The sequence below is a fragment of the Salmonella sp. 3C genome, assembly GCF_025426275.1.
In the GTDB taxonomy this organism is placed as follows: Bacteria; Pseudomonadota; Gammaproteobacteria; order Enterobacterales; family Enterobacteriaceae; genus Salmonella; species Salmonella enterica.
In genome coordinates this window covers 2,730,340-2,752,803 of record NZ_CP104858.1, presented here as the reverse complement: position 1 = coordinate 2,752,803, position 22,464 = coordinate 2,730,340, and the positions used below count along the sequence as shown (strand labels likewise).

General features: G+C 53.6%; 19 protein-coding genes. 4 read left to right on the top strand and 15 right to left on the bottom strand.

Annotated features, from left to right (window positions below; translation table 11 throughout):
* Positions 1 to 72: 72 nt before the first annotated feature.
* Together degP and dgt are read right to left on the bottom strand one after the other, a co-directional pair.
* Positions 73 to 1,500 carry a serine endoprotease DegP gene (degP, locus tag N7E69_RS12970; RefSeq protein ID WP_000753958.1) on the bottom strand — a complete coding sequence of 476 codons (1,428 nt, stop codon included), beginning with the start codon at positions 1,498 to 1,500 and terminating at the stop codon, positions 73 to 75.
* Between the two features lie 129 nt (positions 1,501 to 1,629).
* Positions 1,630 to 3,147, bottom strand: coding sequence for a dGTPase (gene dgt, locus N7E69_RS12965; RefSeq protein ID WP_000146450.1), 1,518 nt, complete (start codon positions 3,145 to 3,147; stop codon positions 1,630 to 1,632).
* An 84-nt stretch (positions 3,148 to 3,231) separates the two neighbouring features.
* Between dgt and mtnN the strand changes: the two genes are divergently transcribed.
* The 3 genes from mtnN to N7E69_RS12950 are packed head-to-tail and all read left to right on the top strand — an operon-like array spanning position 3,232 to position 5,383.
* A complete protein-coding gene (mtnN, locus tag N7E69_RS12960) occupies positions 3,232 to 3,930 on the top strand; it encodes a 5'-methylthioadenosine/S-adenosylhomocysteine nucleosidase (RefSeq protein ID WP_000689822.1) in 699 nt (232 codons plus the stop codon).
* Positions 3,923 to 4,723, top strand: a complete 801-nt coding sequence (gene btuF / locus N7E69_RS12955; RefSeq protein ID WP_000240674.1) for a vitamin B12 ABC transporter substrate-binding protein BtuF — start codon at positions 3,923 to 3,925, stop codon at positions 4,721 to 4,723. The genes mtnN and btuF overlap by 8 nt, the downstream gene beginning before the upstream one ends.
* Before the next feature lie 36 nt (positions 4,724 to 4,759).
* A complete protein-coding gene (locus N7E69_RS12950) occupies positions 4,760 to 5,383 on the top strand; it encodes a TRIC cation channel family protein (protein ID WP_000964234.1) in 624 nt (207 codons plus the stop codon).
* 100 nt (positions 5,384 to 5,483) lie between these two features.
* Here N7E69_RS12950 and erpA read toward each other — a convergent pair whose 3' ends face one another.
* Together erpA and clcA are read right to left on the bottom strand one after the other, a co-directional pair.
* On the bottom strand, positions 5,484 to 5,828 hold the full coding sequence (gene erpA / locus N7E69_RS12945; RefSeq protein WP_001278668.1) for an iron-sulfur cluster insertion protein ErpA: 345 nt from the start codon (positions 5,826 to 5,828) through the stop codon (positions 5,484 to 5,486).
* Positions 5,829 to 5,909: 81 nt separating this feature from the next.
* Positions 5,910 to 7,331: a H(+)/Cl(-) exchange transporter ClcA gene (gene clcA / locus N7E69_RS12940; RefSeq protein ID WP_000845428.1), complete on the bottom strand. Its 1,422-nt coding sequence runs from the start codon at positions 7,329 to 7,331 to the stop codon at positions 5,910 to 5,912.
* A gap of 169 nt (positions 7,332 to 7,500) precedes the next feature.
* Between clcA and hemL the strand changes: the two genes are divergently transcribed.
* Positions 7,501 to 8,781 (top strand): glutamate-1-semialdehyde 2,1-aminomutase, encoded by a 1,281-nt coding sequence (gene hemL / locus N7E69_RS12935; RefSeq protein ID WP_000045249.1) that lies wholly within the window; start codon positions 7,501 to 7,503, stop codon positions 8,779 to 8,781.
* A 107-nt stretch (positions 8,782 to 8,888) separates the two neighbouring features.
* Here hemL and stfH read toward each other — a convergent pair whose 3' ends face one another.
* The 11 genes from stfH to fhuA all read right to left on the bottom strand — a co-directional run bounded on the left by stfH (position 8,889) and on the right by fhuA (position 22,254).
* Positions 8,889 to 9,728, bottom strand: a complete 840-nt coding sequence (gene stfH / locus N7E69_RS12930; protein WP_001675802.1) for a fimbrial adhesin StfH — start codon at positions 9,726 to 9,728, stop codon at positions 8,889 to 8,891.
* Positions 9,728 to 10,258 (bottom strand): fimbrial protein, encoded by a 531-nt coding sequence (locus tag N7E69_RS12925; protein ID WP_001129317.1) that lies wholly within the window; start codon positions 10,256 to 10,258, stop codon positions 9,728 to 9,730. The genes stfH and N7E69_RS12925 overlap by 1 nt, the downstream gene beginning before the upstream one ends.
* Positions 10,258 to 10,734: a fimbrial minor subunit StfF gene (gene stfF / locus N7E69_RS12920; RefSeq protein ID WP_000725075.1), complete on the bottom strand. Its 477-nt coding sequence runs from the start codon at positions 10,732 to 10,734 to the stop codon at positions 10,258 to 10,260. Before stfF ends, N7E69_RS12925 begins: the two co-directional genes overlap by 1 nt.
* Positions 10,731 to 11,243: a fimbrial protein gene (locus tag N7E69_RS12915; protein ID WP_001250316.1), complete on the bottom strand. Its 513-nt coding sequence runs from the start codon at positions 11,241 to 11,243 to the stop codon at positions 10,731 to 10,733. The genes stfF and N7E69_RS12915 overlap by 4 nt, the downstream gene beginning before the upstream one ends.
* Positions 11,244 to 11,261: 18 nt before the next feature.
* Positions 11,262 to 12,014 (bottom strand): fimbrial chaperone StfD, encoded by a 753-nt coding sequence (stfD, locus tag N7E69_RS12910; protein WP_000987333.1) that lies wholly within the window; start codon positions 12,012 to 12,014, stop codon positions 11,262 to 11,264.
* Between the two features lie 17 nt (positions 12,015 to 12,031).
* Entirely contained in the window at positions 12,032 to 14,689 is a 2,658-nt protein-coding gene (locus tag N7E69_RS12905; protein WP_000951679.1) for a fimbrial biogenesis outer membrane usher protein, read from the bottom strand.
* 85 nt (positions 14,690 to 14,774) lie between these two features.
* The gene (gene stfA, locus N7E69_RS12900) at positions 14,775 to 15,335 is read right to left on the bottom strand and encodes a fimbrial major subunit StfA (protein ID WP_001090553.1); all 561 of its coding nucleotides are present in this window, start codon (positions 15,333 to 15,335) and stop codon (positions 14,775 to 14,777) included.
* A gap of 939 nt (positions 15,336 to 16,274) precedes the next feature.
* Positions 16,275 to 18,314, bottom strand: coding sequence for a Fe(3+)-hydroxamate ABC transporter permease FhuB (gene fhuB, locus N7E69_RS12895; RefSeq protein WP_094905147.1), 2,040 nt, complete (start codon positions 18,312 to 18,314; stop codon positions 16,275 to 16,277).
* 14 nt (positions 18,315 to 18,328) lie between these two features.
* Positions 18,329 to 19,219, bottom strand: a complete 891-nt coding sequence (gene fhuD, locus N7E69_RS12890) for a Fe(3+)-hydroxamate ABC transporter substrate-binding protein FhuD (RefSeq protein WP_001205357.1) — start codon at positions 19,217 to 19,219, stop codon at positions 18,329 to 18,331.
* A complete protein-coding gene (gene fhuC / locus N7E69_RS12885) occupies positions 19,219 to 20,016 on the bottom strand; it encodes a Fe3+-hydroxamate ABC transporter ATP-binding protein FhuC (RefSeq protein ID WP_001157204.1) in 798 nt (265 codons plus the stop codon). The genes fhuD and fhuC overlap by 1 nt, the downstream gene beginning before the upstream one ends.
* 48 nt (positions 20,017 to 20,064) lie before the next feature.
* Positions 20,065 to 22,254, bottom strand: a complete 2,190-nt coding sequence (gene fhuA, locus N7E69_RS12880; RefSeq protein WP_000113220.1) for a ferrichrome porin FhuA — start codon at positions 22,252 to 22,254, stop codon at positions 20,065 to 20,067.
* Between the last annotated feature and the right edge of the window lie 210 nt (positions 22,255 to 22,464).

The following is a 22,464-nucleotide window of genomic DNA, read 5'->3' as shown; positions in this document are numbered from 1 at the left end:
GAAGTATGGAGTTGTGGGGAGTTTCACAGAAAAGTGTTGCCCCCTTCCGTGGTGGAAGGGGGACAAAGGTGATTACTGCATCAGCAAATAAATAGAACTATCACCACGCTGAATATTCAGCGCCAGTACCGACGGCTTGCTGTCGAGAATCTTACGCAGCTCGGCGATATTTTTCACCGGCTGCTGGTTAGCGCCGATAATCACATCGCCTTTTTTGAGGCCAATTTGCGCGGCGGGTGAGTTCGCTTTCACGCTGCTCACCACAACGCCTTTATCCTGGCCTTTATTGCTCATTTCAGCGCCTTCAATCCCGCTGAAGATGGTGCTGGAATCAACCTGACTCTGGCTGCTCTGCTGCAGTTCCAGATTAACCGTAATCGCTTTACCTTCACGCAGCAGACCGAGGCTGATTTTGCTGCCGACCGGCATAGTGCCGACCTGAGCGCGCAGCGCCGCAAAGCTGCTGATCGGTTTACCGTTCAGCGAGGTAATGACATCCCCGGCTTTGATACCCGCTTTCGCCGCGGACGAATTCGGCATCACCTGGCTGACGAACGCGCCACGCTGGGCGTCGACTTTCATCGCTTTCGCCAATTCGGAATTCAGCTCAGTCCCCATGATCCCCAGTTCGCCGCGTTTCACCTGGCCGTATTCCACCATCTGCGACGTCAGGTTTTTCACCATGTTACTGGGGATAGCGAAGCCGATACCGATGTTGCCGCCGTCCGGCGCCAGAATCGCGGTGTTAATACCGATCAGCTCACCGTTCAGGTTCACCAGCGCGCCGCCGGAGTTACCGCGGTTAATCGCGGCGTCGGTCTGAATAAAATTCTCGTAATTTTCTACGTTCAGGCCGCTACGCCCCAGCGCCGAAACGATACCTGACGTCACCGTTTCGCCCAGACCAAACGGGTTACCAATAGCGACGGTATAATCCCCCACGCGCAGCGCGTCGGAGTCCGCCAGCTTAATCGCCGTCAGGTTCTTCGGATTCTGAATTTGAATCAGCGCGATATCAGAACGCGGATCTTTGCCTACCACTTTAGCATCGAATTTACGTCCATCGCTAAGCTGTACTTTAATCACGCTGGCGTTATCAACCACGTGGTTGTTGGTGACGACGTAGCCCTTCGCGGCGTCAATAATTACGCCGGAGCCCAGCGCCATGAATTTCTGTTGCTGACCGCCGTTGCCGCCGTTACCGCCGCCCTGGCAGAACGGAGAATTCTGGAACGGAGAACCGTCCTGGCAGAACGGGGAGTCATCGCCAAAGAACTGCTGGAAATTACGCGGCATACGCGGCGTATTCACCGTGGTGCTACCTTCAACATTAATACTGACCACCGATGGCATCACTTTTTCGAGCATCGGTGCCAGGCTTGGCATCTGCTGGGCAGTCATTGCTGAAGAGGACGTTTCAGCCGCCGTGGCAGACAGAGGCGACAATGCCAAACCTAAACTCAGAGCCAGTGCACTCATTGCTAATGTGGTTTTTTTCATGTGTTTCAATCTCGATTAACAGGTAACGCAAAATTGCTGTGTACGTCAGATTCATTTTATAACGCGAAGTTCCGGAACAAAGTTTCTGGAAAAAGTAAAAATTTATTGTCCATCTTTACAAAAGTCCATTTACTGTTCGACCGCCATCAAACGCCGATATTCATCCCATGCGTAAAGGTCAGTCATCCCGCTGATATAATCCTGAATCAACCGACAGCGATAATAATATTCCAGTACCGGGTACTCCGCCGAATCCGTGGGTAATTTACTGACGACTTCCACGTAGGCCAAACGATGGCGCGTAGAAAGTTTCTGAAATAAGCGCGATTCTATAGGGAAGCGTTTCAACCGTTCTTTTTCCACCAGCTCGCGAAAGTCGTTAAGCGACAAGCTTAATAGCGGCTGATAGATATCTAATAACCCGCTGATCACCCGGTATCCCTGTAGTTCAAGCTGTTCTACATCCGGATGGCTAAACACATGTTCAACCGCCACATTCTTATAGAGTTCAAGCAGGCGGCTAAAACCGCTGGCATCTTCCAGCAGCGCCTGATTGAAGGTACCGGCAAAAATCTGCGGCAAATTATCAATAAAACGCTGAGCGGCATAGGGCACCAGTTTATTTAATGTATTTACCCGTAAATACATAAAAAACTGATCTTCGGTACTGCGGCTTAATGTATTGGCGCGTGATTTTTCCCACGCATTTCCTACCACCAGCTCAAACAGCGAATCCTTCTCATGGTGGCCCCACGCGTGATATAAATGGTGATAAAGCTGCTCAACGCTAAAGATTCTTTTCTCTACCGCGTCTTCAAGATCGGCGACACAATAAGAAATATCATCTGCGGCTTCCATAATCCACGTTAATGGAAAGCGACTGTAAGGCGCTAACTGCAGTTCTTTACGTAACCTCGCAATATACTTCTCTTCAGAAAGATAATAGCCCGGTTTCTTCATTAAATAGCGATGGGAATCCGGCACCGGCCCTCGCCACCATGCCGGACGGGTATATTTTAAAATTCCGCCAACCTGCGCCCAGGTAAGATTCATCCGCATGAGCGTATGTACCAGACGAATTCCCTGTGCATTGCCTTCAAAATGGCAGATATCCTGACGTACCTTGCGGCGAATATCGTTCAGATTTTCTTCGCCTTCCTGTAGCCGTAGCGAGGAAACCACACAGCGATCATGCGTGAGCGGCTGACTTTCCGCATCTTCCGGATGCAGCCGCTGACGAAACCAGTCATTGATCGCCGCCTCGCCAAAATGACCGAACGGCGGATTACCGATGTCGTGCATCAGGCAGGCCATTTCCACAATACTTTCAAAGGGACCGGTCAGCGCATCCAGACCGTACTCCTCCAGTCGGTTTTGCTCTTTCAGGCGGCTTAAAATCTCTTTCGCGATATAACGCCCCACCTGCTGCACCTCCATCGAATGCGTCAGACGAGTACGCACCGCGGCATTGCGCTCCAGCGGGAAAACCTGCGTTTTTTGCTGCAAACGGCGTATAGCCGGAGAGTTGATAATCCGCCCGCGATCGCTTTCAAAAATCCGCAGGATCTCATGTTCCGTCTTTACGCCCTGCGGTGAACGATAACGACGATGCCAGTTAATTTTATTTCGGAAATCGATCGATGCCATATCCTCTCCCCGCCTGAGAAATGCGCTTCCCCATAAGCGCATGATAAACTATGCCCCCAAAACTGACTTATCGCGAGTAAATCTATGAAAATCGGCATCATTGGCGCAATGGAAGAAGAAGTTACGCTGCTGCGTGACAAAATTGACAACCGTCAGACGATTACGCTGGGCGGCTGCGAAATTTACACTGGCCAGTTGAACGGCACCGAAGTGGCGTTGCTGAAATCCGGTATCGGTAAAGTCGCGGCGGCGCTGGGCGCAACGTTGCTTCTGGAGCACTGCAAGCCGGACGTGATCATCAATACCGGTTCCGCAGGCGGTCTGGCGTCCACGCTGAAGGTCGGCGATATCGTCGTCTCTGACGAAGCGCGTTACCACGACGCTGATGTGACCGCTTTCGGCTATGAATACGGGCAATTACCGGGCTGTCCGGCCGGATTTAAGGCCGATGACAAACTGATCGCCGCCGCGGAATCCTGCATCAGAGAGCTGAATCTGAACGCGGTACGCGGCCTTATTGTTAGCGGCGACGCGTTTATTAACGGCTCCGTCGGGCTGGCGAAAATCCGGCATAACTTCCCCGACGCGGTCGCCGTAGAGATGGAAGCCACCGCTATCGCACACGTCTGCTATAACTTCAACGTGCCGTTCGTGGTGGTACGCGCTATTTCTGACGTGGCCGATCAGCAATCGCACCTCAGCTTTGACGAATTCCTCGCGGTGGCGGCGAAACAGTCGACTCTGATGGTCGAAACGCTGGTACAGAAACTGGCGCATGGTTAAGCAAATGTTCAGGGCGCTGGTCGCCCTGCTGCTTACGCTCCCGGTGTGGCTTTACGCTGCGCCGCGCGTCATTACCCTCTCTCCCGCCAATACGGAGCTCGCTTTTGCCGCCGGGATTACGCCCGTTGGCGTCAGCAGCTATTCCGACTACCCGCCCGAAGCGCAAAAAATAGAACAGGTCTCTACCTGGCAGGGAATGAATCTGGAACGCATTGTGGCGCTGAAGCCGGATCTGGTCGTCGCCTGGCGCGGCGGTAATGCGGAACGCCAGGTAAACCAACTGACGTCATTAGGTATTAAGGTCATGTGGGTGGACGCGGTAAGCATCGAACAGATCGCCGACACGCTCCGTCAACTGGCCGCCTGGAGCCCGCAGCCGGAAAAGGCTCAGCAGGCAGCGCAGACATTGCTAAACGAGTACGCCGCGCTCAACGCCGAGTATGCCGGTAAAGCTAAAAAGCGCGTCTTTCTTCAGTTTGGCATGAATCCTCTGTTTACCAGTGGTAAAGGGTCTATTCAACATCAGGTTTTGACGACCTGCGGCGGAGAAAACGTCTTTGCTGACAGCCGCGTGCCGTGGCCGCAAGTCAGCCGTGAACAGGTGCTGGCAAGGCATCCCCAGGCCATTATCGTGGCCGGAAAAGCGGGCGAAATTCTCAAAATTGAACAATACTGGGGAAACCTGTTAAAAATTCCGGTTATTCCGCTTAACAGCGACTGGTTTGAACGCGCAAGCCCGCGTATTATCCTCGCCGCAAAACAACTCTGTAATGCGCTTTCACAGGTGAATTAGAGCCTGTCTTACCAGGCTCCCAGTGGGGATTCGACAATGCTCGTCTATTGGCTGGATATTGTAGGCACGGCTGTATTTGCTATCTCTGGCGTGTTGCTGGCCGGGAAATTACGTATGGATCCGTTCGGCGTCCTAGTGCTCGGCGTCGTTACTGCCGTTGGCGGCGGGACAATCCGCGATATGGCGCTGGATAACGGCCCGGTATTCTGGGTTAAAGATCCTACCGACCTGGTCGTCGCCATGGTCACCAGTATGCTGACCATCCTGCTGGTTCGCCAGCCAAGACGTCTGCCGAAATGGATGTTGCCGGTGCTGGATGCGGTCGGGCTGGCGGTGTTTGTCGGCATTGGGGTGAATAAAGCCTTCCTCGCTGAAACGGGGCCATTAGTGGCCGTCTGTATGGGCGTGATTACCGGCGTCGGCGGCGGGATTATTCGCGATGTTCTGGCACGCGAGATCCCCATGATCCTACGCACCGAAATCTATGCCACGGCCTGTATTATCGGCGGGATTGTTCACGCCACCGCGTTTTATACGTTTTCAGTACCGCTGGAAAGCGCCAGCATGATGGGTATGGTCGTCACGCTGTTCATTCGGCTGGCGGCCATTCGCTGGCATTTGAAATTGCCGACGTTTGCCCTGGATGAAAACGGACGTTGATATTGTTTTGCCCGATGGCGCTACGCTTATCGGGCCTGGAACATCTTTCCTGTCGGCCGGATAAGACGCTCGCGTCGCCATCCGGCACAACGAACAACAATCAAATGCTGAAGGAAGAGCCACACCCGCAGGTACTTTTCGCATTCGGGTTGGTTACAATGAAGCGGGAACCTTCCAGACCTTCGGTATAATCTACCGAACCACCCACCAGATACTGCAAACTCATCGGGTCAACCACCAGGCCAACGCCCTGTTTTTCGATGGTCATATCCCCTTCGTTAACCTGATCGTCAAAGGTAAAACCATACTGGAAGCCGCTGCAACCACCGCCGGTGATATACACGCGCAGTTTCAGATTCGGGTTATCTTCGTCAGCGATAAGACTTTTTACTTTATTCGCTGCTGCGTCGGTAAACTGCAGCGGCAGCGCTACGTCATCACTCATATTTTGCTCCAAACGACATCGGTAATTGGATAAATTTTCACCCAATATTGGCAGTCATTATCTAATACCCTGGTAATTCGTTCAAGTATTCTCGCCCGCAGGCGCATTCTGGTTTTTCGCCGCCTGTTCCGCATCCTGCTTCGCCAGAGTGCGCGCCAGGATGGTTGAGTATAACGGTTTCCCGCCCAAAAACTGGGCTAATAGTGTCGCGCCAAGACAGGTGATAATCATTGGCAAAATGAGCTGATAGTTATCGGTCATCTCCAGCACCAGCACAATCCCTGTCAACGGGGCGCGCACCGACGCCGCCATCAGCGCCCCCATCCCGGCAATCGCAAAGGTACCGGCCTCCAGGTGATACTGCGGGAAAAGCACTGCCGCCGCCATACCGAAGGCCGTACCAAGCAGCGTTCCCAACGCCAGCATCGGGGCGAAAATGCCCCCCGGCGCGCCGGAAGAAAAGCAAAGCAGCGTCGTGACAACCCGGGCAATAAAGATGAACAGCAGTAGCCCGACGCTAAAATTACCTGCCGCGGCGATAGGAATAAGGTTAAATCCGCCGCCTGCCGCTTCCGGCTCAATCAACCCCAGAATACCGCACAGGCCGCCGATCGCGCCGCCCATAAGCACCCATTTTTTAATTTCGCCGCCATGAAAGCGCTGAAACATATCCTGGGTACGCAGCACCAACGAATTAAATACCGGCCCGACGCAGCCAAAAATAATGCCGAGGATAAGGTATAACCACAGTGTGTTAACCGGCGCATCAGACAGTTTGCCGACTTCAATAATCGGCGCTTCGCCGTTAAATATGCGGAACACAATGCTCGACATGATGACGCCGGTAAACACCGCTTTAATCGAAATCAGGTTGTAGCGAAACTGCGGGCGCATCTCTTCAATAATGAACAGGATACCCGCCAGCGGCGCGTTAAACGCCGCAGAGAGCCCCGCCGCCGCGCCGGTCGCCAGCAACGTATGCCGCGCTTCGGCGCTGCGCATACGAAAAACATCCAGCACCATGCGCCCCAGGTTGCCCCCGATTTGCACCGTTGGCCCTTCGCGCCCTAATACCATTCCTGCGCCCAACGTTCCCATCCCGCCGATAAACTTCACCGGCAACACGCGCCACCAGCGCACCGGACGTAGCTCCTCCAGCGCGCCTTCAATTTCCGGGATACCCGAGCCGCCAGCTTCCGGCGCAAATTTTCGCACCAAAAAGTAGCCGACCATCGCCAGTAACGCCGAAAGGATAAAGGCCAGCGGCCAAAGCAAAAACGCATGGTCCGCGACCTGAACCAGCGCGCCAATGCGCATGTTTTGTACCCAGGAAACCGCCTTTTCAAAGGCGACGCCAACCAGTCCGGTAAGCGTGCCGACAACGGCCGCCATGAACAGGATGGCCAGCGGCGTTTTATCCCGCTGCATTAACCGGCGAATCTGATCTCTGCGCCGTAAACGCACAATTTGCTGAGCTAAAAAGGTGGAAGTGTCTGTTTTCATCAGAAGATCATTAATTGGTAATACAAATCTAAAGTCGGCATTCTACTCGCCAACGCCGCGAAAATCCCCTGCAAATCGTATTGTTTCAAATGCGTAAAACTTTCATAACCTTCTCTGAATAACTTAGAATAGCGGGTATTCACTTTTTCTACGAACCAGGAATCTTTCCATGAGTAAGTCTGAAAATCTCTATAGCGCGGCCCGCGAGCTGATCCCCGGCGGCGTGAACTCCCCTGTTCGCGCCTTCACTGGCGTGGGCGGCACCCCGCTGTTTATCGAAAAAGCGGACGGCGCGTATCTGTACGATGTCGATGGCAAAGCGTATATCGACTATGTCGGTTCCTGGGGACCAATGGTACTGGGGCATAACCATCCGGCTATCCGCAATGCGGTGATCGAAGCTGCGGAGCGCGGTTTAAGCTTCGGCGCGCCAACCGAAATGGAAGTGAAAATGGCGGAACTGGTCACCAACCTGGTGCCGACCATGGACATGGTGCGCATGGTGAACTCCGGCACCGAAGCGACCATGAGCGCTATTCGCCTGGCGCGTGGTTTTACTGGCCGCGATAAGATTATCAAATTCGAAGGCTGCTACCACGGCCACGCAGACTGCCTGCTGGTCAAAGCCGGTTCTGGCGCGCTGACGCTCGGTCAGCCGAACTCGCCGGGCGTGCCGGCAGATTTCGCGAAACATACGCTGACCTGCACTTATAACGATCTGGCGTCAGTACGCGCGGCGTTTGAACAATATCCGCAGGAAATCGCCTGTATCATCGTCGAACCCGTAGCGGGCAATATGAACTGCGTCCCGCCGCTGCCGGAATTTCTGCCAGGTCTGCGCGCCTTGTGCGATGAGTTCGGCGCGCTGCTGATTATCGACGAAGTGATGACCGGTTTTCGCGTAGCGCTGGCCGGAGCCCAGGATTACTACGGCGTCGTGCCGGACCTGACCTGTCTGGGTAAAATCATCGGCGGCGGGATGCCGGTAGGCGCGTTTGGCGGTCGTCGCGATGTAATGGATGCGCTGGCGCCGACGGGCCCGGTTTACCAGGCGGGCACCCTTTCCGGCAACCCGATTGCGATGGCGGCCGGTTTCGCCTGCCTGAATGAAGTCGCCCAGCCCGGCATTCATGAAACGCTGGATGAGCTCACCACCCGTCTGGCGGAAGGTTTGCTGGAAGCTGCCGAAGAAGCGAATATTCCGCTGGTGGTTAACCATGTCGGCGGCATGTTCGGGATTTTCTTCACCGACGCTGAGAGCGTAACCTGCTATCAGGACGTGATGGCGTGCGACGTGGAACGCTTTAAGCGTTTCTTCCACCTGATGCTGGAGGAAGGCGTGTATCTGGCGCCATCGGCGTTTGAGGCGGGCTTTATGTCGGTCGCACACAGCATGGACGACATTAATAATACTATTGACGCCGCGCGTCGGGTGTTTGCGAAACTGTAAAAGAGAACGTCCAAAAACAACGTAGGCCGGGTAAGGCGAAGCCGCCACCCGGCTTTTTTTTGGTTCATACCAGGTTAGCGTGAATCTTCGCCAAACACCCAGCCCCCCTAAAGCTCATCAATAATATACTGGAAGCTACAGGTCGACGTGAACTGCCCGGAGCCAATGTTGCGGGTGTTCACCGCTACATTAATGCCATGAAGCTCAACATCGGTTATCGGATGATCAACGGCGCTGGTCGTGACGCTCGACTGGTCGCAGCCCAGCACATTGAGCGTAATACCCGATGAGACAAAACGGCAATAAGCGCCACGGTTGTCAAATTTGCTGCCATCGCACAGTTTCCCCCCCTCCATCAAATAGGTATGTAACGTGCGATTCACTGTGCCACCGGTGGCATCAAGCATGAGGGTTGTTTTCTGTTTCGAAACGTTCGCATCCCAGGAGATATCAAAAGTATCAACGGGAACTTTCGGGCAAACTGAGCTGCGCGTATCCGGCGGGGAATACGTTTCGTTAGTGATAAAAGCGGTAGCAACGATATGGCTCGACGCCAGCCAGGGGCAACCATAATCATCGCTTTGTACCGTAATCTCCAGGGTAAAAGAACCACACCCCCTCCAGTTCGAGGGAAGATTCTTGCACGCAGATCGCGAAACAGTGTTATCAAAATCCTTCAATACAACCTTCGGCGCAGGTTCTGGCCCAGACCAGGAGTCTGCGGTTAGCGTTTCTCCTTTACGATGTCCCGAAAGGTTCCAGGAGCCATAGTACACTCCCTCCGGAGTCGCTATCGTCACCTCCGCCACAATAGATTTGTCGCTATTAGGGCCAATACCATAATACATCGTGGTGCTTGAAAACGTCGCTTTCAGCATGGGTCCCGCCGCTATTGAACGGCAACAAACGACCGCCAACAGTAAAAATAAAATCTGTATGCTTCTCATCATAAATACTCAAAGGTAACTAGTGCGCTTGCGAAGAACGTTCCCGGAACCAGGTCCTCGCCAGGAAGGCGTTGTACCCAGGCATTCAGGTTTAGCGCGTTATTCCCCGTCACCAGCGTGAATATCGCACCCTCTTTATCGTTCATGCCCACGGGAACGCCGGATAGCGTTTCAATACCAATCCCGCTCCCAAAAGCACCTGAATGGCTATCGATGGCCAGGATACCGCGCATTCCGGTCGCTTCGGTTCCAGTGAAAGTCACCTGCACCCCGTTACTCAGCGCCGAATCGCAATCCGTGAGTTCAAACACCAAAGGCTTACGAGCAGACTGGCCGTCGGGAGTGAAATCAGAACTGTCAAGCGACGAAAAATCGACTTCGGCAATCCCCGTCCCCTGCATCGTGAGCGTGCAAGGACTGGCCACCAGGCTACCGGAAAAATGCAGGTTATCTGCCGCTGAGACCGGCAATATCAGCGCCCCACAGAGGATGCAGGCCGCGCCGTGTAATAACGCCTGTCTTTTAGCCATTACTGATAATCCACCTGTAATGTTGCCGTCGCATCGAAGCCGCCTTCTTTCAGCGAAGCACCGCTCTTTTTAACCGGTATGGCTTTCAGAACAGGTATCGATTGTTCATTCACCGTAATGGTGGACCCCAACGTAAAGGGTTGGTCGTTCTGCCTGAGTTCAATCCCCAGCCCCGCCACGCTGGTGTTTACCGCCGCCGGATTAAAATCACTCACGGAACCGCTTAGCGTCAGGGTCATCGCCATCGTCTCATCGCGCACCGTTGAATCACAGGTGATCTCATACGGAACATTCTGCGCATAACGCGTACCATCTATTTTATTAATCAGCAGGTTACCGAACTTAACGTCGATCGTCTGATCATTGTTAATCGTACAATTCGGCGGTGAAATTAATGTGCCGTGAAACTTAAGATTATCGGCTGCCTGTGCGGCAAGGCTGCCCCCCATTAACATCGTCAAAACTATTTTTTTCATTGGTAATCCACCACCAACGTGGCGCCTGCGTTAAACGCGCCACCTGTTAACGTTACGCCATTATTTTTGACGGGAATCGCCTCAATGGCCGGACCGCTGCCGCCGCTGTATTGAAATGACAACCATTGCGTATTGCCGGGTGAAATCAGCGCGCCATCCGTGGTGGTTTGCAGACGGATACCCAATCCATCGACATCGGTTTGCAATACCGACTCGCCATTGATAGTCACCGCATTCCCCTGAATCTGTAACTTCAGGTAATCGCTCACTCTGCCGTTACAGCTCAGGCGATAGCCCACCGCCTGCCGGTAATTCACCCCATCCACTTTCGTCGTCAACACATTGCCAAATTCCACCTCACCGCCGGTCACAGTACAGGGCGGCGCGGCATTAACGACTATCGTCAGCGTCATGTTGACCGTCTTACTTCCCGCTGCCAGCGGCATACTGACCGCACTCAGCATGGCCGCACACGTTACCGTGCCCAGCCGTAACCGCCATTGCCTCATCTTGCGTCTCCTTGTCGGTTACGACTTTCTGCTTTTTGCTTCATCTACCGCACAACTGTTGTCAGTACAGTTAAAAATCAGCGGTAACCGCGCGCCATAATCGTTGACGTAAGTCAGCACAGGCGAGTGACCTAATTCACTGGCGTCCCCTCCCAGCGTCACGTTGCTTTTTGGTGCAATCACTAAAGGGCTAAAGCCTCTGGCTGGTGTGCCGTCCATGCGGTTGCTGGCGTTGCTTAACACCACGTAGTAACCGGTCGGATTGCTCACCTGATAGCCATTGCCCTGACGCTGAAGGGTGATCTTGTATTGCCAGGGATGCTGCATATCGATTTTCGATAGCGCCTGCGGGCGGTAAAAAACTTTGATGCGCGTTTGCAGGGCGATTTGCAGCGTATTGGGCTTGTCGCTTTGCGGCGGAATTTCGCGCACGTTGTAATAAAAAAGGGTTTCCCGATCCTGGGGGAGCGACGCCAGCGCCGGCATCCCCTGAATTTTGACCTGTCCGATTGCCGACGGCTCAATGCGCTGGACCGGTGGGACGACGATTAAAGGCGAGGTGATTTTGACGCCCTTCTCATCTTCCACCCAGGACTGCGCCAGATAGGGCAGTTTGCTGTTGGCGTTTTTCAGATCGACGCTTATCGATTTATCTTCGCCGCGAAACACCAGGCGGGTGCGATCGGGCGCGATGGCGGCCTGGGCGCTACCGTAGCCGCCCAGCAAAAGCAGCAAAACAGCGGCCAGGTTATAACGTTTTAATGACATCATGAATGCGGTTTCCTGAATCAATGTGTTGGATAACGAGAAGAGAGCGCTTCGGGTTGCGTCGAAGACGTCCGCCGCTGCGTATAAAGCTGGAGTAATGGTTTCTCTTCGGGCTGCGTTGCCTCAGGTGATGAAGCGTCGCCGATGCACGGCAGCAACAGGCCGCTAAACAGATCGCCCGGCAGCGGATCGGGCAACGTCGCTTCACACTGCGTTTTACCTTCCCATGTCACCTGCAACCGCTCGCCGGGGTTAATGCCGATCAGATAAACGCTGCCGTCTTCACCTACGATCCCTAACTGTTGCTGGCGACTGTTGTAAACCTCTGCGCCGAAGGGCGGCGTGCCGCCATCGCGCAGGCGGATACTGGCCATGGCTTTTTTACCGCTGAGCACCTCCATGCGGCGATAACCGATCGCCCCTTCCGTCAGGGTCGCCTGAGCGATGGAGAGGATTGCTTCCGCGTCTTCCGGCAACTGGGTAATGTCGATTTTCACCTGGTTGCGGTAGTAGTCGTTGACGTCGACAATGACGGCTTTACCAAACGCGTTGGTATATACCGGCGTGCTGTAGCCGGAGATGGGTACGTTCGCTTCATCGCCGACATCCACCAGCAGCCGCGAGCCGCCGTTGACGCTGGTGCGGTGCAGCGCCCCGCCTTTAGCAGTCAGCGTCGCGCCGCCCTGGATGTTCAGCCCGCCGGAGGTATAGTCGCCTTCCTGATAGTTCGCACTGACGTCAATGTCGGCATAGCTCGCTTGATGACGGTAGTAGCCGTCGAGAGTCGCACCGTTATCCGCGCGACCAGCGTTGATCTGGTAGTTATTGCGATCGTCAATGCGCTCGTAATAGCCGACCTGATTGCTGTTGTTGTCATCGCTAAAGGAGCCGTTGTAGCTCAGCGTGCGGTTGTTGCCCCACGGAATACTGAGCGAGACGTACACGCCGTCATCACGCTCATTGTCATATTCGTTGCGAAAACCGTTCACCGACAGACTGATCCCGCGCACCTCACCGACATCGAAATAGTGCGACAGCGTCAGGTTATAGCTGTCCTGGTTAGGTTGATTCCAGTAGGTGCGATGGGTGTAGTTGATATAGGCGTTGACGTTTATTGCCGAAAAGTTCTGGCTGTACGTCAGGGTATACATCTCTTTATCGTGGCCGGTGCGCTGACGATCGTTATCGTCATTATGCGTATCGATAAACTCGTCCATCGTCATGTAGTTTTCTTCGGAAAAGCGATAACCAGCAAACGTCAGACGGCTGTCTATATCATCAAAATCTTTAGCGTAGCTGGCACGGAACGAGTTACCCTGAATGGTGCCGTCGCCGTAGGCGCTACCCTCTGGCAGCGTCGCACGGGAATGGGTGACATCGACGGAAAACGCGCCCAGCAGCGCCAGATCGCGCCCCAGTCCTAACGCCAGCGCCTGATAATCCTGCTCACCGATGGCACCGCCGTACAGCGACCAGCCGTTAGCGATCCCCCAGGAGGCTTCGGCTGAGGTGAAAAAGCCGCCTTCCATATTGTGATCCCAGTCCTGCGGTCGCCCGGCTGCCAACTTGTAGCGCACCTGGCCGGGACGGGTCAGAAACGGAATGGAGGCGGTGCTGACGTCATATTCCTGCACCTGACCGCTTTGTTCTTCAATTTTGACGTGTAGATCGCCGGATACCGTTTCATTAATATCCTGAATGCGAAACGGCCCAGCCGGGACCTGCGACTCATAAATCACCCGCCCGCGCTGGGTCACGGTGACTTTGGCGTTGGTGCGCGCCACGCCTGATATATCCGGGGCGTAGCCGCGCAGATTAGGCGGTAACATCTGATCGTCGGTGATAAGGCTGCCGCCAACATAGTTAAAGCCATCGAAAATATCGGATTCCAGCGATCCTTCGCCCAGCGTTAGCTGCGCCCGGAGCTGCGGGATCGCCCGCCAGGCGTAATAGCGGTTCCAGTCCCAGTTCTGTTCGGAACTGGAGCCAAAGTTGTCTTTATCTTCGCTGTCATTTTCGTGACGATAGTTAGCCTGCCAGTCCGCGCGCAAACGCCACGCGCCGAGGTTGGCACCCACCGTGCCGTTGCCGCTGATGTCATATTCATCGCCGTCATCATGTTCAGCATGTCGCCACTGGCTGTTAACGTTGTAGTCAAATAATACGCCGGGAATCCCTTCATCCCAGCGGGAAGGTGGATCCCACTCTTCATCGCTGTATTCCAGATAGGCCTGAGGAATAATCACCGTCAGCGTTGACTGGCTTAAATCCGTTTGGGTTTCCATCCCTTCCAGTTGATCTGGTTGCAGACACTGACCGGCATTTATCCAGATCATTTTATCTGCTATTTCAGGTTTTAACCCCAGCAGCGATACCAGTTCAGGCGATAAACAGGGATAGGTGTTATCAGGATCGTTATTATCAACGGAATACGTAATAACATTATCCTGGGCAATTTGACTCTGATTGACCAGCACCTGGAGATGATAGCTCCCCGGCATAATGTAGCCTTTACGGGAAAAACGGGAGAGATCCAGGCTGGCATCATCTTTAACATCAAGAAATCGGGTATTAAATTGAATGGGCGCTTCCGCATAGCTATTTTCCGGACCGACAGCCAGAACAATACCCACCACGGCCGCAAGCGTGCTCAGACGAAATTTTTTATAGTGAGCCATCAGACAATCTATCCCTGAAATATATAATCTATTTTTTTACTTTAAGCATTATCCTGCGGCAGACTGCCGCAGGATGATATTTCACTTACAGATAGCTGATCGTGAAGTTTACGGTGCTGCTGAATTCGCCGGTATCGATAGTGCTGGCAGCGGAATCGCCTTTCACCCAGGCTTTGAAGTTAAGAGTCTGTTTCGCCGCCGCAACGCTGCCGTTCATCGTCAGATTTTCGCTGTAAGCGTCGCCCAATTTGATCGCGGAACCCAGGTGGTTGCCGATGACAATGCTGGAACCCGCCATTTCGCCGCCGCCGATACGCATCAGCGCAACGCTGCCCGGATTAGCGCTGGATTCGTTACCGATGGCAGAGAAAACGGTAGACGCTTCTTTCTCAGTGGTGAATGCGCAGTTTTCCAGACCGATATGGAAATCGACTTTTGAAGATTCTTTACCGCCCATCAGAGAACCGGTACCGATATGGCCCAGGTTAACGGTCTGGTGTTCGTCGCCAACCACGATTGAACACGGTGAATCTTCAATAGTACCGGTAAAAGTAACCGTACCAGTATTACTGCCTGCAGCATTGGCAAAGCTGGAAACACCCATAACCAGTGCGGCAGCAACCGCAGCTTTTACTGCTGTATTCATTTTTCATCCTTATTAAAAGTTGGTGAGTATTTTTACGCTATTCACACGGAGTTATACTCAATACCCCATGTTTATATTAGTAGATATATATTATATGACGAGTTATGAAATTGCCGATGCAACATTCAAAAGAAGCAAACAACACGTTAATAAATAACATCCCTTAGGCGCGATGAAGTATTTTCCATTAAAAACCCAAAGACAAGTGTTTTTTATTTAAAGGATTATCAGAATTAAATAATAAATATTTTTACCGTTCAAAAAACAAACAAAGCAAGCAAGACGGGAGAGCCAAAAAAGCAATAAACATGTCAAAATGAATAAAAAAAGATCAGAATTACAGTACTGAATATATAGCAATGACGCGTAACATTTATTTTTGGTATAAATTTCATTAAAAAAAACAAAAAATGCTAAATTACATTTTTTTTGTTTACTCGTGGCAATTAATTTATTTTAATAGAGTTGTTTTTTATTACTTCGATAAAAAAATAATATTTTATTATCGAAGTTTTATAATGAAAATTTATTATTAAATTAAAATTGATTTACGAGATGCATTAAAGATGCGGCATCCACATCTTAATATTTAAAAAGGCTTAATACCGAAACCGGTAATTCTTATTATTGAATAGATCATGCCGCAATTTATCATCAACGTTTCGGGCCTGGATATGTTGAAATTAGTCACCCTGTTCAGAAGACAGCAGCGCGCCACTGAAATAGCACATGACTTATCGATACAGAAATAACACCTGCTTCTTGCTGAAAATAAAAGCAGAATTCCCTCGATAAAACGTGACAGGACAGCTCTCGCACCTGATAGCGTTCAGCTATTTTTAGGTCTACAAAATATTGCCACAACATATTGATATTGTGTAATTTGTAGGTCGAGTTGAGCATGGCTGCCACCCGACATAAATGTGGCACAGCCTTTTTTTACCGGCTCTGTTTACGTAGCAAATAGATAAAATACGGCGCGCCAATAAAGCTTGAAAGCAGTCCCGCCGGGATCTGATACGGAAATAGCGCCATCCTGCCGCACCAGTCGGCAAAGACCAGTAAAACGCCCCCTGCCAGCGCCGAGATGACCATATGCGGCATCGTCCGGCGAAAACCGAGCATCCGCGCAATATGCGGCGCCATCAGTCCAACGAAACTCAGCGGCCCAATGGTCATCGTCGCGGTTGCCGTCAAACACGCCGCCAGCGCCAGCAGCGCGATACGCGACGGCGTAAGCGCCATGCCCACCGCGCGCGCGGCATCGCCGCCCAGTGGCAAAATCGTTAACCAGCGGCGACACAACGGCACAATGGCCAGCAAAATCACCATCACGATCGCGGTTCGCGTAACCTGCCCGCCAGTGGCGTTATAGGTAGATCCTGCGATCCAGGTCAACACTTCCGCCATCCGCGGGTCGCCGCTCGCCTGGAGCATCATTAGCAGCATGGTAAACGCGGTGCTGAGCGCCATCCCCGCCAGCAACATCCGTTGCGGCGAGAAACCGCCGCGCCCGGCGGCTAACATAATAATCAGCAGTGTCGCCGCCGCGCCCAGGCTTCCGGCAGGCAGTAGCCAACCGAAAGCATTCCCCGGCACCAAAAACAGCATCAACACCACGCCAAACGCGGCTCCGGAACTGATCCCCAGCACTTCCGGACTGGCCATTGGATTACCGGTCAGACGCTGAATAATGCAGCCCGCCACCGCCAGCATGACGCCCGCCATTAACGCCGCCAGTATCCGCGGCCAGCGCCACGGCATCAGTTCTTCAAGCAGCGTTCCGCTCGCCCACGTCCAGCCGTGCGCGTCGCGACCAAAAGAGAGCGCGCCCCATGTTGCCAGCAGCAGGAGCGCGCCACCGGCAACGGCAAAAGCAAGAACGTGCCGACGTTCCGCCGCCACACGATCGCTGGCGTTCATATCCGGCGCGCTCATGCTTTTAAGCCGCGGCAGCAGCCACAGGAGCAGCGGCGCGCCGATTAACGCCGTCACTGACCCGGTGGAAACCTCCATCCATACGCGGGTTAGCCAAAGGATAATCTGATCGGATAGCCACAAAATAAGCGCCCCAATGAGCGGCGCCAGCATCAGGCGCGCCAGCAGACGTCTTGCGCCAAGCATTTTCGCCAGCAGCGGCGCAAACAGGCCGATAAAACCGATAATGCCCACCGCGTTGACCAGCAGCGCGCTCAACACAATCGCCAGCGACAGCGCCGCCAGACGCGCTAACGACAGCGCCAGACCCAGATTACGCGCAACGCCGTCATCCAGCCCCATCAGCGTCATCGGACGTAGCAACAATAATGTGAGCATCACACCGCCCAGCAACTGCGGCCACAGACGCTGCACGCCGCTCCAGTCGGTTTGCGTTAGCGTTCCGGTGCTCCATAAAAACATGCTTTGCAACTGATCGTGGTGGAAAATCACCAGTAACTGGTTGATTGCGCCACAATAGAGGCTGACCACCAGCCCGGCGAGGATCAGGGTCACTGGCGACAGGCGTTTGCCCCACGCCACGCCGAACACCAGCGCGCCGACGATGCAGGCTCCCGTCAGGGCGGCAAACTGCGTGGTCAGCGCGCCGGGAATCGCCCAAAGCGTAGTCACCGTGATCCCCAATTGCGCGCCGGTCGCCACGCCCAGCGTGGTCGGTTCCGCCAGCGGGTTACGTAATACTTGCTGGAACAGGACGCCTACCAGCCCAAGCCCCGCGCCCACCAGCAGCGAAATCGCCAGTCTTGGCAGCTGGCTGTAATGAAAAATCATCTGCTCAATGATGTCGATATCCGGTGACCAGATAGCCTGTTGCCACTGGCTGCGCGGTAGCGCAACGGAGAAGTTAACCCATGTCAGCCAGCAGGCGGCAACAAACAGCGCCAATAACAGCAACGCCGGATGGCGGCTTCGCCTTATCCGGCCTACAAAGCGCCCGAACCGTAGGTCGGATAAGACGCTTTTCGCGCCGCCATCCGGCATTTCACGTTTTCTGCTCACGCTTTGCCTCCCAACACGTTATTCAGGATGCGGACAAAATGCATCGTGGAGAGGGTCGCGCCATAGAACCAAACGGCGGGCACCCGATGAAAACGCCCGGCGCGGACAAACGGCATGGCCTGCCACAGCGGCGTTGCCATCAGCGCGTTCATATCGGTGTTATTCCCGTGATCGAAGCAGATTACATCCGCTTCTTTATACATCGCCAGCCGATCGATACTGACCGCCGTACTGCCCCAAAAGTTGGTTTCACCCTGCCAGGCATTGACAATGCCATACTCGTCCAGCACCTCCTGGAACAGGCAATTCGGGCCGAGCACCAGCATATGCCGCGGATCGATAAGCGTCGTCATCAGTAACGGACGCCCCCCGCGGCGGATAAAATGCGGCTTCTGGCTGGCGATGAAGCGATCGTATTGCGCCAGATGTTTTTCTGCCGCAGCTTCCAGATTCAGCGTCTGCGCCAGTTCAACCAGCGAGCGTCGGGCCACCGCCAGCGGCTTTTTGCCGTCGCTAAAATCGAACCCGCGCCCCGGCGCGATCCGCGCCAGTTTCTCCGGCGAGGGTCCGTAGCCTGCCGACCAGACCATAAACGACGGCTTCATCTCCGTCAGCAGTTCGAGATTGGGTTCAGTGCGAAGACCCACATCAATCACCGAATCCGGCAACGGCGGTTCGCTAACCCACAGCTTATAATTTGGCACGTCCGCCACGCCATACGGCGTAATACCGAGCGCCAGCAGCAGCTCAACCGGCAGCCACTCCAGCGCCACAATCCGGCGGGGATCGATAGCGGCAGCCTGCGCCGTATTCATTTGCCACAGCAGCGGCGAGAGCGCCATCGCCGTTAATAAACGGCGGCGAGTAAGAGGATATAAATCACGCATTAATACACAAAACTCACAGGTGCCGCGCCCGCCGGATGCGGAAGGATACCCATCGGGATACCGTAAATCTGTTCCAGCGTGTCACTGCGCATCAGTTCCGCAGGCGTTCCTTGCGCAATCATTTCACCGCCGCGTAGCGCGACTAAATAATCACAGTAGCGGGCCGCCATGTTGATATCGTGCAGCACCGCAACCACCGTCAGCCCGCGCTGCTGGCTTAAACGATGCACCAGCGCCAGCACGTCCACCTGATGGGCGATATCCAGCGCTGACGTCGGCTCATCCAGCAGCAGACAACGGCTATCCTGCGCGACCAGCATGGCAATCCACGCGCGCTGGCGTTCACCGCCGGACAGGCTATCGACCAGACGATGCGCCAGCGGTTTTAAGCCGACCAGCGTAATCGCCTCGTCTACTTTTTCCCGGTCCGCGACGCCAAAGCGTCCCAGCGCGCCGTGCCACGGATAGCGGCCAATCGCCACCAGTTCGCGCACCGTCATTCCTTCCGCCTGTGGCAATTGTTGAGGCAGATAGGCAACTTTGCGGGCAAACGCCTTGCTGCTCCAGCTCGCCAGCGGCTGATTGTCGAGCAGAATATCCCCTTCGGAAGGCGGCTGATGGCGGCCCAGCATTTTTAACAGCGTGGATTTACCGGAACCATTATGGCCGATAAGTCCGGTGACTCGACCTGCGGGAAACGTTAACGAGAGGGGGTGTAAAAGCGTGCGGCCCGGCACACGAAAGGCGACGCTTCGCAGCGCAAAGGTGGTATCGGAATGAATGTGGTTTTCCTGCATCGCAGCCAACTTGTAAAACGGGCACGGCAAGCCGTGCCCAAAAAGAAATTAGAAACGGAAGGTTGCCGTTGCAACGACCTGACGTTCTGCGCCCCAGAAACAGCCGTACGTCTGGAAGCAGCTGGCGACGTATTCGCGGTCGAGCAGATTATTAACGTTAACCGCAATGCTGGAGCCCGCCATACCAAAACGCGCCAGATCGTACTTGACGACCGCATCCATCACCGCTGCGCTGCCTACCTTGAAGCTATTAGCCGGATCGCCGTAACTGGAACCAATAAAACGACCGCCTGTTCCCAGCGTTAAACCTGACAACGGACCTTCGTTGAAGGTGTAATCGCCCCACAACGACGCCATGTGTTCGGGCACCTGCTCTGGCGTATTCCCTTTCAGATTAGTGTCTTTCGTGTATTCAGCATCAGTATAAGTGTAAGACGCCGTCATATTGATGTTAGCCGTCAATGCTGCTTTGGCTTCCAGCTCTACACCTCGCGCACGAATTTCGCCTGCCGGCACCTGCGCTAATGGGTTGGTTGGATCGGCGGTCAGGTTATTGGTTTTGGTCAGCTGATAAACGGCACCCGTAACAACAACCGGCATGTCTTTCGGTACATATTTCACCCCTGCTTCATATTGCTCGCCTTTTGACGGCTTGTAAGAAACGCGTGGGGTGCTCCACAAATCGAAGGCGCTTGGCTCGAAAGATTGGCTATAGCTGAAGTAAGGTGAAATTCCATTATCGAATACGTAGTTTACGCCACCGCGCCAGGTGAACTGGTGGTCATTACGTTCAATATATCCTTCTGTCGGCGTAGTGGAATTCTGACGCACCGTTGTCGCTTGTTTAGACCAGTCATAGCGGCCGCCGAGAGTAAATACCCACTTATTCCATTCCGCCTGATCCTGAACATAGAGGCCTGTTTGTTTACTTTCGTTCATCTGGTACGGCTCAGCGCCGCCGAAAGCAAAGTATTCAGGATGGTAATTGTTATAGAGATCGATTGACGGCGCGCTACCAAACGTCGCGTTAATATCATTACGCATACGCATGAAATCGACACCCGTCAGCAACGTATGATCAATATCGCCGGTCGCGAATTTACTTTCCAGTTGTGTATCTACGCTGAAATTCTGTAAACGCTCGTTGTCAACGATAGTACCGCGGTTAAGCGTATGGCCGTCCGCCGCAATCCCCGTGCCATAGACGCTTTTTTGCGCGGTTTTCATTTCGACAAAACGTAAATTCTGGCGCACGGTAAAAGTGTCGTTGAAGCCATGCTCGAAACTGTATCCCACCATTTTCTCGTTACGAGAATAGGTGTTGTTTGACGCCCCTTCATTGAAATCTGTCGGCAAGCGTTTACCATTCGGTAACGGTTCAACCGTTCCCTCTTTCGGCAGCCAGCCGTAGTAGCCGGTCTCTGGTTCGTTCTGGAAATAAGAAAGGAACGTAAAATTCGTTTTCTCATCAGGACGCCAGGTAAAAGAGGGCGCAATCGCATAGCGCTGCGACTCAGAACTCTTTTGCTGCTCATTTGTCGAACGCGCCAGCCCCGTCAGACGATATGAGAACTCACCGTTGTCATCCAGGGAATCACTAAAATCAAAACCGGTCTGGAACAAATTGTCCGTCCCCATTTTGAATTGAATTTCTTTCAGCGGCTCAGTAGTCGGCCGCTTGCTAACCATCGAAATGATACCGCCCGGGTTGCTCTTACCGTAGAGGACGGACGTTGGGCCACGCATCAACTCAACACGCTCAAGCATGTAGGGATCAATAACCGCATCGTTGTAGAAGTTCCCCTGCAATTTCAGGCCATCCAGATAGTTGTTCTGGCTCAGGCCGACGGAAGAGAAGCCACGGATAATCACGAAGTCATAGGTATTGGAAGCGCCGCGGCTGCTTACCGTTACACCCGGCGTGTAACCCAACGCTTCTTTTACTGACTGGAATTGATGCATCTGCATCTCTTCGTTAGTGACCACCGAAACCGACTGTGGCGTTTTTTCGATAGGTGTATCAGTTTTGGTGGTGGTGGCGGAACGCTTCGCGGCGATGGTCGGAGCCGGTCCCCAGGCACTTTCCTGCGCGGCAGGCGCTGCGGTTACGGTAATGGTTTCTTCTTTCGGTTGAACCGCCGCCTGTGCATAGACAGACATGCCGCTAACCGCTGTGGCTACTACAACTGCGATTTTACGCAGTGAAGAGTTTGGCTGAGCAGTTTTAAGACGCGCCATTGGTATATCTCTGATGAAAGTGAATGATAACGTAAACGATAATTATTATTATAACCGCAGCATGATAGGCGAAATATCGTCGCAATGGCAAGCGATACGCGGCCCTACGAAAACTAAGGGGTTAAGAAACAACCAGATGAAAAGGAAGGGTTAATAAATTAGACTGAAATGTTATTTATGGAGGATTTGCCGGATGGCGACGTAAGCGTC